At 36.3% G+C, this 12796-nt stretch carries 7 protein-coding genes, 22 tRNA genes and 1 rRNA gene; all 30 read right to left on the bottom strand.

Features of this window, described 5'->3' with window-relative positions; all coding sequences use genetic code 11:
- Positions 1-18: 18 nt before the first annotated feature.
- Positions 19-2427 (bottom strand): glycogen/starch/alpha-glucan phosphorylase, encoded by a 2409-nt coding sequence (locus ACFWM3_RS00150; RefSeq protein ID WP_390309557.1) that lies wholly within the window; start codon positions 2425-2427, stop codon positions 19-21.
- Between the two features lie 25 nt (positions 2428-2452).
- A complete protein-coding gene (gene glgA / locus ACFWM3_RS00145; protein ID WP_056473261.1) occupies positions 2453-3886 on the bottom strand; it encodes a glycogen synthase GlgA in 1434 nt (477 codons plus the stop codon).
- Positions 3880-4899 (bottom strand): GlgC family sugar phosphate nucleotidyltransferase, encoded by a 1020-nt coding sequence (locus ACFWM3_RS00140; RefSeq protein ID WP_056473257.1) that lies wholly within the window; start codon positions 4897-4899, stop codon positions 3880-3882. The genes glgA and ACFWM3_RS00140 overlap by 7 nt, the downstream gene beginning before the upstream one ends.
- A 48-nt stretch (positions 4900-4947) precedes the next feature.
- On the bottom strand, positions 4948-6075 hold the full coding sequence (locus ACFWM3_RS00135; protein WP_056473255.1) for a glucose-1-phosphate adenylyltransferase: 1128 nt from the start codon (positions 6073-6075) through the stop codon (positions 4948-4950).
- On the bottom strand, positions 6023-7954 hold the full coding sequence (gene glgB, locus ACFWM3_RS00130; RefSeq protein WP_390309554.1) for a 1,4-alpha-glucan branching protein GlgB: 1932 nt from the start codon (positions 7952-7954) through the stop codon (positions 6023-6025). The genes ACFWM3_RS00135 and glgB overlap by 53 nt, the downstream gene beginning before the upstream one ends.
- Before the next feature lie 687 nt (positions 7955-8641).
- Positions 8642-9541, bottom strand: a complete 900-nt coding sequence (locus ACFWM3_RS00125) for a DMT family transporter (RefSeq protein WP_390309553.1) — start codon at positions 9539-9541, stop codon at positions 8642-8644.
- Complete coding sequence (locus tag ACFWM3_RS00120) at positions 9538-10092, bottom strand: bifunctional transcriptional activator/DNA repair enzyme AdaA (RefSeq protein WP_390309551.1); 555 nt, start codon at positions 10090-10092, stop codon at positions 9538-9540. The genes ACFWM3_RS00125 and ACFWM3_RS00120 overlap by 4 nt, the downstream gene beginning before the upstream one ends.
- 442 nt (positions 10093-10534) lie before the next feature.
- Positions 10535-10606: transfer RNA gene (locus ACFWM3_RS00115), tRNA-Glu, on the bottom strand.
- Between the two features lie 11 nt (positions 10607-10617).
- Positions 10618-10708 (bottom strand) — tRNA-Ser (locus tag ACFWM3_RS00110).
- A 6-nt stretch (positions 10709-10714) separates the two neighbouring features.
- Positions 10715-10789: transfer RNA gene (locus ACFWM3_RS00105), tRNA-Asn, on the bottom strand.
- A gap of 21 nt (positions 10790-10810) precedes the next feature.
- Positions 10811-10887, bottom strand: a tRNA-Ile gene (locus tag ACFWM3_RS00100).
- A 16-nt stretch (positions 10888-10903) separates the two neighbouring features.
- Positions 10904-10974: transfer RNA gene (locus tag ACFWM3_RS00095), tRNA-Gly, on the bottom strand.
- Positions 10975-10980: 6 nt separating this feature from the next.
- Positions 10981-11056 (bottom strand) — tRNA-His (locus tag ACFWM3_RS00090).
- 9 nt (positions 11057-11065) lie between these two features.
- Positions 11066-11138 (bottom strand) — tRNA-Thr (locus ACFWM3_RS00085).
- A gap of 31 nt (positions 11139-11169) precedes the next feature.
- Positions 11170-11245: transfer RNA gene (locus tag ACFWM3_RS00080), tRNA-Phe, on the bottom strand.
- Positions 11246-11253: 8 nt separating this feature from the next.
- A tRNA-Asp gene (locus ACFWM3_RS00075) sits at positions 11254-11329 on the bottom strand.
- A 3-nt stretch (positions 11330-11332) separates the two neighbouring features.
- Positions 11333-11409: transfer RNA gene (locus tag ACFWM3_RS00070), tRNA-Met, on the bottom strand.
- A gap of 196 nt (positions 11410-11605) precedes the next feature.
- Positions 11606-11698: transfer RNA gene (locus ACFWM3_RS00065), tRNA-Ser, on the bottom strand.
- Positions 11699-11706: 8 nt separating this feature from the next.
- Positions 11707-11783: transfer RNA gene (locus ACFWM3_RS00060), tRNA-Ile, on the bottom strand.
- Between the two features lie 9 nt (positions 11784-11792).
- Positions 11793-11866 (bottom strand) — tRNA-Met (locus ACFWM3_RS00055).
- A 27-nt stretch (positions 11867-11893) separates the two neighbouring features.
- A tRNA-Ala gene (locus ACFWM3_RS00050) sits at positions 11894-11966 on the bottom strand.
- A 10-nt stretch (positions 11967-11976) separates the two neighbouring features.
- Positions 11977-12053, bottom strand: a tRNA-Pro gene (locus ACFWM3_RS00045).
- Between the two features lie 24 nt (positions 12054-12077).
- Positions 12078-12154 (bottom strand) — tRNA-Arg (locus ACFWM3_RS00040).
- 12 nt (positions 12155-12166) lie between these two features.
- Positions 12167-12253 (bottom strand) — tRNA-Leu (locus ACFWM3_RS00035).
- A gap of 8 nt (positions 12254-12261) precedes the next feature.
- A tRNA-Gly gene (locus ACFWM3_RS00030) sits at positions 12262-12336 on the bottom strand.
- A gap of 22 nt (positions 12337-12358) precedes the next feature.
- Positions 12359-12441, bottom strand: a tRNA-Leu gene (locus ACFWM3_RS00025).
- A 21-nt stretch (positions 12442-12462) separates the two neighbouring features.
- Positions 12463-12538: transfer RNA gene (locus ACFWM3_RS00020), tRNA-Lys, on the bottom strand.
- Between the two features lie 8 nt (positions 12539-12546).
- Positions 12547-12619 (bottom strand) — tRNA-Thr (locus tag ACFWM3_RS00015).
- A 3-nt stretch (positions 12620-12622) separates the two neighbouring features.
- A tRNA-Val gene (locus ACFWM3_RS00010) sits at positions 12623-12698 on the bottom strand.
- Between the two features lie 5 nt (positions 12699-12703).
- Positions 12704-12796: ribosomal RNA gene (rrf, locus tag ACFWM3_RS00005) — 5S ribosomal RNA — on the bottom strand; the annotation flags it as partial.

Raw genomic sequence — 12796 nt, 5'->3', positions numbered from 1 at the left:
TAATAATCTAAGAGGAGGTTAAGAATGGTGTAAAGTTCTTTGATGAATATTCCATATTTCTGATGCGTATTGACGAATCGTGCGATCACTCGTAAAAAAACCTGATTTCGCAACATTGTTAAGACTCTTTATAGCCCAATCCCTTTTATTTTGATACGTGTTATTAATACATTCATGCGCTTTCACATATGAAGAGAAATCTCTAAGTAAGAAATACTCATCATTATAAGACATGAGCGAATCAAAAATTGGTTCAAATTCTTCTCTTGGTAACGGAAATAATCCGTGAAGCAATTGATCTAACGCCTTTTTTATTCGCAGATCATGATGGTAATAATCACTGCTTTTATATCCACCGTATTGGTAATAATTCAATACCTCATCAGCTGTAAGTCCGAATGTAAAAATATTCTCCTCGCCAACTTCTCTTAAAATTTCAATATTTGCACCGTCAAGTGTACCAAGCGTTAAAGCACCGTTCATCATAAATTTCATATTACCAGTACCTGAAGCTTCTTTACTTGCTGTCGAAATTTGTTCACTAACATCCGCTGCTGGAAAAATAATTTCACCTAATGAAACTCGATAATTTTCAATAAAAATCACTTTAATAAATTGACTTATATAGCGATCATTATTAACAATATCAGCCACTGAATGAATTAATTTAATGATTTTCTTAGCAAAGTAGTAGCCAGGAGATGCTTTTGCTCCAAAAATAAAGGTTCTAGGATGCATTTTAAAATGTGAATCTTCCTTCAAACGATTATATAAATACATGATATGTAAAACATTTAATAATTGTCTTTTATATGCATGCATCCTTTTTACTTGAATATCAAAGATTGAATCTGTATCTAATGCAATTCCATTTGTATAGTGAACATAATGTTCGAGAACTTCTTTTCTCTTTTTCTTTACATCCATAAATTGCGATAAGAATGCATCATCATTTTGATATTCTAATAGATTCTCAAGTTGAGTTGGTTCGTGTATCCAACCGTCTCCGATCGAATCATTTATTAAGCTACTAAGCTCAGGATTACATTGGAGTAACCATCTTCTATGTGTAATACCATTTGTTTTATTATTAAACTTGAATGGTTCATACTCATAAAAAAGCTTCATTTCTCTTTGTTTTAAAATTTCGGTGTGGATTTCAGCAACCCCATTAACGCTCTTACTGCCTACAATTGCTAAATGAGCCATTTTAACGACTCCATGAGCAATAATAGCCATTTGTTCAATTCGATCCCAATCACCAGGGTATTTGTTCCAAAGCTCTTTACAATATCTTTCGTTTATTTCTTCTACAATCATATAAATTCTTGGCAATAAAGGCTTAAATAAATCAACTCGCCATTTTTCAAGTGCTTCTGATAAAGTTGTATGATTCGTATATGAAATCGTTTGAGTTGTAATTTCCCATGCTTCATCCCAGGATAACTTTTCAACATCAATTAAAATTCTCATTAACTCTGGAATCGCTAAAACTGGATGTGTATCATTTACATGAATAGCAATTTCTTCATGAAGCTTACGAATATTACCATACTGCTCCTTATATGAATCTACTATTCTTTGAATACTTGCAGAAACTAAAAAATATTGCTGTTTTAGACGTAAAATCTTTCCTTCATCATGTGTATCATCTGGATATAAGAATTCTGAAACTGCTTCTGCCTCTCGCTTATATTTCATCAGTGATTTATTTGAGGAATGAGTAGACGCTTCAGCACTCCATAGTCTCAATGTATTTACCGTGTTTGTATGGTAGCCAATAATCGGTAAATCATACGGTACCGCTGTGATTGCTTCTGCATCATGAAGGCGGAATTCCAATCGATTTTTATTATTAAATGCTTCTACTTCCCCGCCGAATAAAACTTCAATTGCTTCATCATCTCTTCTAACTTCCCAAACATTTCCGTATTTCAGCCATTGCTCAGGTAGCTCCACTTGATATCCATCAACAATTTTTTGGTCAAATAGACCATGTTTGTAGCGGATGCCACATCCATGACCTGGCAAGTCTTGTGATGCTAACGAATCCAGAAAACATGATGCTAATCGTCCAAGTCCACCATTTCCAAGTCCAGCATCACTTTCAAACTCCTCAAGATCACTTAAAGAAATTCCTAATCTCTCGAGGCCAGATTCACATAACTCTCTAAGCCCTAGATGAATTAAATTACTTTTCAAAAGCTTTCCTAATAAGAATTCAATTGATAAATAATAAACTTGTTTCTTTCGCTCTAAGCGGTATTGTTCACTCGTTCCTAACCAATTACCGCTTATATGTTCGCGAATCATCGTTCCAAGTGTTTGAAATTGCTCTTGAGTAGTGCTATCTGCAGTACTCTTTCCATGCATACTTTCTAGTTTCTCTTTAAAACACCACTCAAACTCCTCCACACTAGAAAACATGGAATCACCTCGCCCTAAAAGATTTTTACTTTGAAGACTGCATATATAGTTTTGCATATTCTTTAGCAGATTTTAACCAACTTGAATCTCTTCTAATTGCATTCCTTCTGACTGATTTCCAATGTTTTTTATTCTCATAAATACTCAATCCACGTTCAATTGTGTGAAGCATATCGTGAGCATTATAGTTACTAAAAGTAAAACCAGTTCCACTCTTCGTCTCTTCATTATATGACTGGACAGTATCATTTAGCCCCCCAGTCTCTCTTACAATAGGAACACACCCGTACTTCATCGCAATAAGCTGACCTAGTCCACATGGCTCAAATAGAGAAGGCATAAGGAATAAATCTGCACCTGCATAAATCTGATGAGCAAAGCCTTCATCAAATCCAATATAAGCTCTTACTTTATCGTAGTAGTTATGCTCCATTGCTTTAAAAAAGTTCTCGAATTCTTCATCACCAGAACCTAAAATGACTACTTGGACATTATGATCCATCATTTGAGGGAATACGTGTTGAATGAGGTCAATGCCTTTTTGACTTGTTAATCGGGAAACCATTGCAATAATAGGAATATTTTCATCCACTTTTAATGCAAGTGACTCCTGCAATTTCAATTTATTTTCTGTCTTATTTTCGATGGTAAATTCATCGAAATTAGAGTAAATTTTTCGATCAGTAGATGGATTATAAATTGTTTCATCGATTCCGTTTACAATCCCAAAAAGTTTGTGATCTTGCTCACGTAATAGTCCATCTAATTGCTCTCCAAAAAATTCATGCTTAATTTCTTCTTTATAAGTTGGACTAACAGTTGTTACGAAATCGCTTGAAATGATTCCAGCTTTCATAAAGTTGATACAATCGTAAAATTTCAAATAGTCATCGCGGAAATATTGTTCATCAATACCTAACATATCGTCCATTACTTCTTTTGAAAATACGCCTTGGAATTGAAGGTTATGGATTGTAAAAACAGATTTCATTTTTGGATTAATCTCTTTTAATGCGCCATACTCTTTCATGAAAAATGGGATCATTGCTGTATGCCAGTCGTGACAGTGAATTACATCTGGTTTAAAGTCTAATTCTTTAATACATTCAATTGCAGCTAAAGAAAAGAATGCAAAACGCTCACCATCATCAAAATGACCGTACAACTTATCACGATTGAAATAGTATTCGTTATCAATAAAATAATAGGTTGTTCCTTCTACTTTCAATTCAAATAAACCACAATACTGTTTTCTCCAGCCTAGATTTATAGAAAGCTCTTTTACTAGCTTAGCCTCTTCTCTATATTTAGCGGGAATTAACGAGTAGAATGGAAGCATTACTCTTACATTCATATTTAGTTTATTTAAATACTTCGGGAGAGCGCCTGCAACATCTGCAAGCCCTCCCGATTTAACAAATGGTACACATTCTGAAACAATATATAAAACATTTACCACTGAATCAACGCTCCTTGGACTGAACCTTTTTGAAGCACTACTGGCTCACTTAAGCTTCCTTTTATTTCAACACCATCTTCAATTCGAACATCTTTATCTAAAATAACGCCATCTAATATACAATTATCTCCAATGATTGATTTTTGCATAACAACACAATTGCGAATAATTGTATTTTTTCCAATTTTCACAGCTCTTGAAATAATACTATTTTCAACCGTTCCCTCAATTTCACATCCATTAGCTACAATTGAATTTTTTACAATAGCTTCTTTTGAATATTTTGTTGGTGGCTCATCTTTAACCTTAGTAAAGACAGGATAAGATTTTAAGAATAATTGATTCCATGTCTCAGGATTTAATAATTTCATACTTTGCTCGAAATAATCCTCAATTGTTTGAATGATTGAAACTTGTTGAGGTATTTCATACGCACTTAGATCAACCTCATTATTTTGATCGCGTACAACGTCCATAATTGTTTCATAGCCTTTTTCATGGAAGTTTTCAAAAAGCTTTAACAATAACTCTTTTTCAAGGATATAGATATTTAAAGATTTACCGAACTGCTTTAACTCAGTAATTTGAGCATTTGTTTCGATATGTCTCTTTAAAACTGGTCTAAAATCCACTGAACAAATCGTATAAGTATTTGCTACTACTACATACTTTTGAGTAGAACGTTGTAAAAATTGAATATGCTTTTCGATGAAATCGAATGTACCAAAAGCTCCATCAGTTGGCTCAGGCGTAAAAATAAATAGTCCATCCTTTTTACGATTTAAGTCCCAATGCTTACCAGAGCCTAAGTGATCAATAATTGATCGATAAGGTTGATCAGGAAATACAGCGACACTCGTAATACCTGAGTTCACCATATTACTTAACATAAAATCGATTAAACGATATCGACCTGCATAAGGAAGTGTTGCTAATGGTCGATGCTGTGTTAACGGCTTTAAAGATTCAAAATGTGTTGACGCCTCAATTATTCCTAGCATAGTATGTTTCATCAAATAACCCTCTCAATCTATTTTTCTATTTGAGGAATGAGCCACCTCTTATTCTCCGCTTGTAACTAGAATTACCTCTTCATAATCTTTCTCAGGACCTAGAAGACTTCCATCAGGAATAACCATTCCAGGAGCTACTACTGCACTTTCAATTCGAACATCTTTTCCAATAACACAACCTGGCATAACGACAGAATCTTTTATCATACTGCCTTCTCCGATTGTTACTCCTTGGAATAATACAGAATGTGATATAAATCCTTCAACTACACACCCCTCATTAATTAGAGAGTCTTCAACGATTGCCGTAGGTGCAATATATTGTGGTGGTTGGTTCGGATTAACTGAATATATGCGCCAATCACGATCATATATATTTAGTTCACTATCCTCATTTAACAAATCCATATTAGCTTCCCATAAGCTTTTTACTGTACCAACATCTTTCCAATAACCTTTGAAAGGGTAAGCAACTACTTTTTTCTTTTCTTCTAATAAAAGTGGAATAACGTCTTTACCAAAGTCATTACTTGATTCTGGATTGCGATCATCCATCTCTAAAAACTCTTTTAAAACATTCCATTTAAAAATATAAATTCCCATTGATGCTAAATTACTCTTTGGATATTGAGGCTTTTCTTCAAATTCTATAATATCCATTTCATCATTTGTATTCATAATCCCGAAACGGCTAGCTTCATCAATCGGAACTTCGATAACTGAAATAGATACATCTGCTTCTTTTTCAACATGATAGTCTAACATTTTACTATAATCCATCTTATAAATATGGTCGCCTGAAAGAATCAACACATATTCAGGCTGATATTGCTTTATATAATTTAAATTTTGATAAATCGCACTTGCAGTACCTGTATACCATTTAACGCCAGATGCTTCTGAATATGGAGGTAGAACAGTTACCCCACCATTTAAGCGATCTAAATCCCATGCACTTCCTATACCAATATATGAGTTTAGTACTAGTGGTTGATATTGGGTTAGCACCCCAACAGTATCAATACCTGAATTTGTGCAATTACTTAAAGTAAAATCTATTATTCGATATTTACCTCCGAAAGCCACGGCTGGTTTTGCTAGTTCCTTTGTTAAAGAACTTAATCTACTCCCTTTTCCCCCTGCTAGTAACATTGCTACGCATTTTTTCTGAACCATTGCTGCTAATCCCCTTTCGCATTTTAACTGGACGTATGATTGTAAAACTAAAGGCAGGTAATGCTATTTCAATACTGTATGGTAAACCATGAAATGGTATTTCTTCTGATTCAATGGCAGAACGATTTATTTTACTATCGCCACCAAATTGTACATAGTCACTTGAAAGCAATTCTTTAAAACGCTGCTTTGCTGGTACTCCAATTCGATATGTGTCATAGGAAACTTCTCTAAAATTACAGATTACGATGACATAATCTTCTTTGTTTTTTCCTTTTCGGATAAATGAAAATACACTTTGATCTGCATTATTTGCATCAATCCATGAAAATCCATCCCAATGATTATCAACTTCATAAAGTGATTTATTTTTTTTATAAATCGATAATAATTCTTTGAAATATTTGTTCATCTTGGAATGATATTCATAATCTTTAATCATCCAATCAACTTGCTCTAAATCCTTCCACTCATCAAATTGCCCAAATTCACTTCCCATAAATAAAAGCTTCTTACCTGGATGAGCTAAATAATAACCAAATAGTACCCTTAATTGAGCAAACTTTTCCTCGTATGTACCTGGCATTTTATTTAGCAAAGATTTCTTACCATGTACTACTTCATCATGTGAAAAAGGTAAAACAAAATTTTCTGAGAAGGCATATAAAAACGAGAAAGTCATCTTATTATGATGATGCTTTCTTTCCGTTGGGTGTTTCTCCATATAAGTCAAAACATCATTCATCCAACCCATATTCCACTTAAAATTAAAACCTAATCCACCTTCGTATGTAGGTGCAGTAACTAATGGCCAATCAGTAGAATCTTCTGCAATCATTAATACTTGTGGATCATGTTCAAATACCGCTTCATTTAATTTTCTTAAAAAGTGAGTTGCAAAAGGATTCTCTTCATTTCTATTTTTCCAATATAATATATTTGCAACTGCGTCTACTCTGAAACCATCAATATGAAAATATTCCATCCAATATAAGGCGTTTGAAATAAGAAATGATTTTACTTCTGGTTTTGATAAATCAAAATTCGCTGTTCCCCATACTTCATTTTCTCTAGCATCATAACCTTCATATTCATATGTCGGTTCACCATCAAACATGTATAGTCCGTGAGAATCCTTACAAAAATGACCTGGGACCCAATCCATAATGACTCCTAATCCTTGCTGGTGGCATTCGTCAATAAAGCTCATTAGCTCATGAGGATTTCCATATCGACTAGTAGATGAAAAATATCCTACTCCTTGATACCCCCAAGAACGATCATATGGATGTTCAACTAATGGTAATATTTCAATATGTGTAAAACCATGATCTTTTACATATGGAATTAGTTCTGTCGCTAGTTCCGCATAAGTGTAGAAATCACCGTTTTTCTTCTTTTTCCAAGATCCTAAATGTACTTCATAAATCAAAACTGGTTCTTCATATACAGACTTTTTAAATTTCTGCTTACGATATTTTGCATCTTTCCATTTGTAGCCCGAAAGATCATAAACGATCGAAGCTGTGCTTGGTCGTAGTTCACTATAGAATGCAAAAGGATCACTTTTTAATAAAACATCACCATGTTTGGTTGATATTTCATACTTGTATATCGTCCCATGACCAATTTCGGGGATATATATCGTCCAAATCCCTTGATCGTTCAACTTTTCCATTTCATGTTCAGAACCATTCCAATTATTAAAGTCCCCAACAACTGAGACACCTTTCGCATGTGGAGCCCACACTGTAAAATTAGTTCCAACTTTATTCCCTTTTTTTACTACATGTGCCCCAAAGCATTCATGGCTATGGAATAAACTTCCCTCATGGAATAAATGCACATCAAACTCAGTTGGCCGTGTCAAAAGCAACATCCTCACCTCATTACAATCTCTTAAATTCTTCTATCTCTTAATATTCTACAAATATATATATTCACCTTGTTTTTATGCAAAAAAAATTCAAAAAAATTTTTCCGAAAATGAATAACCATTCATGAAACCGTTGTCATTATTGCACTTGTCGTAAAAATGTCGAATTTGTCGAACGAATATTCATGTATATTTATACATCATATTCCGAAATTCCCTTGTAACAATTTGTAAAAATTTGATTTTTCATAAAATTTCATACATATTTCACACTTTTATCTCATATAAACTTTATATTTAAAAAGATTTGTAGAAGATTGTCGGATTAAGTAGGAGAGTTTTTTGGGGGAAAATATTTAGAAATCAACAACAAACTATTTAGAAATTCAGATGCGAAATTAAAAATAATCTCTAAACTGAATTCAATTTATACGGTAATATGGAAGACCAAGCAAATATATGTGTTGATCAAAATAGTGTAATTAAATTAACTGACTTACGTTAGAGGCAATTCAACAAAAATTATTGAGATCCATTTATATAGGTTCACTTCAAACTTACTAAAGCTCGTGTCAATTTCATTATTTTCCTGAACTGACTTTAAGCTCACTTAAATAACAATCGTAATATAGTAAAAAGGATCTTCGTTTTTTACGAAAATCCTTTTTTGTCATATTCTTCAATTGCTTATTAAACTTGCATTCGTTTACTTGATGATACTACACGTGAACGAATATCTGAAATTAGAAATACACCACATAAAATGACAAGAAAACCAAACAACATTCCTAATGTAATATGTTCTTTCAAAATAAGAACTCCCCAGATCATTCCAAACACAGGAATTAAAAAAGTAACACTTAATGTTTTGGTTGGCCCAACACTTTCGATAAGATAAAAGTACAATAAATAGGCTATAGCAGTACAAAATAATGCTAATCCTAGAACTGCTAATATAGCAACTCCCGAAATTTTATCTGTAAATGCAGTAAAATTTAAAAATGTAAAAGGTAAAAGTAAAATTGCAGCACCAATTTGTTGACCTGCTGCAATTGATAGTGGTGGCACTGAAGCAAATGCTTTCTTTGCATAAACACCTGCAATTCCATATGAAATAGTCGACAAAACTGCAAGTCCAATTGCTATTTTAACATCATAAGTAAACGGAATTGAACTCCACCCTACTAACAAAATCACTCCTATTACTCCCACTATTATTCCAATCCACTTTCGCATACTCAACTTTTCTTTCGTCCATAAAAAGACAACAAGCGCTGTAAATAATGGCGTCAAAGAGTTTAGAATGGATGACATTGAGGCTGTCAGATGCAATGCTGATGTAGCAATTAATGTAAATGGAATTGCTGCATTTAATGCCCCTATTATTAAATATTGTCTCCATCTCTTTTTAAAGTGTAATGACTTTTTAGTAATTACCAAATATAGCACCAGGGCAAACGCTGCAATTGTAACTCTTCCTTGTATTGTTAAAATTGGTCCAAAAACTGGTGAAGCTATTCGAATAAATAAAAATGAAGCTCCCCATAATGCAGCTAGGCTCAATAAAGCTATTCCATCTTTTAATTTCATTTATTTAACCCCTTTCTGAATATGGTTGGAGTGTAATGAAAATGATGACGAAACATGCTTGAAAAATGTGCCGAGCTTTTAAAGCCAAGTTTATGCGCTATTTCAGTTATAGTTTTCTCAGTATCTTGTAACAATCCTAAAGCTTCTATCATTCTTAACTTAGTTGCGTATTCTAACGGTGATAAACCTGTGGATTTTTTAAATAATCTTTGCAAGTGAAATTTACTTACTCCAACTTCCTTTGCTAACCGATCCAATGTTAAGCTATTTCGATATTCTTTTTCAATAAAATGTTTAGCTGATAAAATAATATCCTCTTCATTTGTGTGAAGTAAATCAGGGCGACACCTTTTACATGGACGGTATCCTTCGTTAATTGCCAAGGAAAATGACGGATAATATGATACATTTTCTTTTAATGGAGTTCTTGACTTACACGAAGGTTTACAACAAATCCCAGTGGACTTAACTGCATAAATAAACACTCCATCGTAGTTTTCATCGCATGATTCAACTGCATTCCACATGACCTCATTATTTAATCCGTTCATTTAATCACCTCATCTTTAGCTATTCACATTTTAACACTAAGATATTGCGCTTGCTTTCAATTTCTTGCTTTCTAATTTCTATGGAAGAAGGATAATAGTTAATAGATCAACTGATGATGTTTAGATTTAAAATGAGTGAAAAGGATATTAGTATTGAAAAATAAGGATTTGTGACTCGAATGAAGAATAATGGAAAAGAGGAATAGCAAACCCGTGGAGAGCTAGGACTACGATGTGCTGTTTCTATTACTTTATTTGTAAAATTGACAGCAAACATATTACAACTATAAGAGCTCCCTCCCTGTACATCCTAAAATGAAAGAAGAACACTCTAATATATGAAGAAAGGCGTATTCAATTAAATGTCGTTCACTAAAGTCCTAAAAAAGACAAATAAAAAACTCAGTTACCTGTGTTATCACAAATAACTGAGCTTTAGTTATGACCCGTACGGGACTCGAACCCGTGTTACCGCCGTGAAAGGGCGGTGTCTTAACCGCTTGACCAACGGGCCAAAAAAAAATATGGCAGAGAAGAAGGGATTCGAACCCTCGCACCGGTTACCCGATCTACACCCTTAGCAGGGGCGCCCCTTGAGCCACTTGGGTACTTCTCTATCATATGGCTCCGCAGGTAGGATTCGAACCTACGACCACTCGGTTAACAGCCGAGTGCTCTACCACTGAGCTACTGCGGAAAAACTAATTATAAAAATTAATGGTGGGCCTAAATGGACTCGAACCATCGACCTCACGCTTATCAGGCGTGCGCTCTAACCAGCTGAGCTATAGGCCCATTAAATTTTATAAAAAGCGGGTGATGGGAATCGAACCCACGACCGAAGCTTGGAAGGCTTCTATTTTACCATTAAACTACACCCGCAAAATATGGGGCGACCGATGGGAATCGAACCCACGAGTGTCGGAACCACAATCCGATGCGTTAACCACTTCGCCACGACCGCCATAAAGAGTGCCGACTAGAGGACTTGAACCCCCAACCTACTGATTACAAGTCAGTTGCTCTACCAATTGAGCTAAGTCGGCTTATTATAATAATCATTTTTTGTATTTAAGATGGTGGCTCGGGACGGAATCGAACCGCCGACACGAGGATTTTCAGTCCTCTGCTCTACCGACTGAGCTACCGAGCCAACTTAAATGGCGGTCCCGACCGGGATCGAACCGGCGATCTCCTGCGTGACAGGCAGGCATGTTAACCGCTACACCACGGGACCATTTGGTTGCGGGGACAGGATTTGAACCTGCGACCTTCGGGTTATGAGCCCGACGAGCTACCAGACTGCTCCACCCCGCGATAATGAGGATACTATTTAATATAGTTCCAATAAAGTTATTTTGTTAAGACCATCCCAATCTTAGGATGATTATGCAAGTAGCAGCTCGATTGGTATGCTGAAGTAATTTCTTCGAAGCATATTCGTTCGTGCTCCACCCCGCGATAATGTGGATACTAACTAAGTTAGTTCCATTTATATAAAGTTTAATAAAAATGGAGGAGTAAGAGGGATTCGAACCCCCGCGGGCTGTTACACCCCTGTCGGTTTTCAAGACCGATCCCTTCAGCCAGACTTGGGTATTACTCCATTATAAGTGGTGGACCTTGTAGGACTCGAACCTACGACCGGACGGTTATGAGCCGTCTGCTCTAACCAGCTGAGCTAAAGGTCCTTAAATAAGTAGCGGCGGAGGGAGTCGAACCCACGACCTCACGGGTATGAACCGTACGCTCTAGCCAGCTGAGCTACACCGCCATAATAAATTAATTTAAGTTCTTCAAGTGGAGCCTAGCGGGATCGAACCGCTGACCTCCTGCGTGCAAGGCAGGCGCTCTCCCAGCTGAGCTAAGGCCCCATGTTTTAAATGGTCGGGAAGACAGGATTTGAACCTGCGACCCCCTGGTCCCAAACCAGGTGCTCTACCAAGCTGAGCCACTTCCCGTTCAGAATTACAGGTGAAGCAATATGGCGCGCCCGAAAGGACTCGAACCCATAACCTTTTGATCCGTAGTCAAACGCTCTATCCAATTGAGCTACGGGCGCATATTATAAAAATGGTACCGAGGGCCGGACTCGAACCGGCACGGGGTCAACCCCCGCAGGATTTTAAGTCCTGTGTGTCTGCCATTCCACCACCCCGGCAGTATACATGGAGCGGAAGACGGGGTTCGAACCCGCGACCCCAACCTTGGCAAGGTTGTATTCTACCACTGAACTACTTCCGCATATACTGATTAACAAGATAAATGGTGCGGGTGAAGGGACTCGAACCCCCACACCGAAGTACTAGATCCTAAGTCTAGCGCGTCTGCCAATTCCGCCACACCCGCAAATATTTTCTTTTTAGAAAATGGTGAGCCATGAAGGATTCGAACCTTCGACCCTCTGATTAAAAGTCAGATGCTCTACCTACTGAGCTAATGGCTCATAAAGAGTGCCGACTAGAGGACTTGAACCCCCAACCTACTGATTACAAGTCAGTTGCTCTACCAATTGAGCTAAGTCGGCATATGGTGGAGGATGACGGGCTCGAACCGCCGACCCCCTGCTTGTAAGGCAGGTGCTCTCCCAGCTGAGCTAATCCTCCATCAAACCAAGCGACGTTCTACTCTCACAGGGGGAAACCCCCAACTACCATCGACGCTGAAGAGCTTAACTGCCGTGTTCGGTATGGGAACGGGTGTG

The sequence above is a fragment of the Gottfriedia sp. NPDC058432 genome, from assembly GCF_042721555.1.
Classification (GTDB): Bacteria; Bacillota; Bacilli; order Bacillales; family Bacillaceae_G; genus Gottfriedia.
This window is presented reverse-complemented; position numbering and strand designations above follow the sequence as displayed.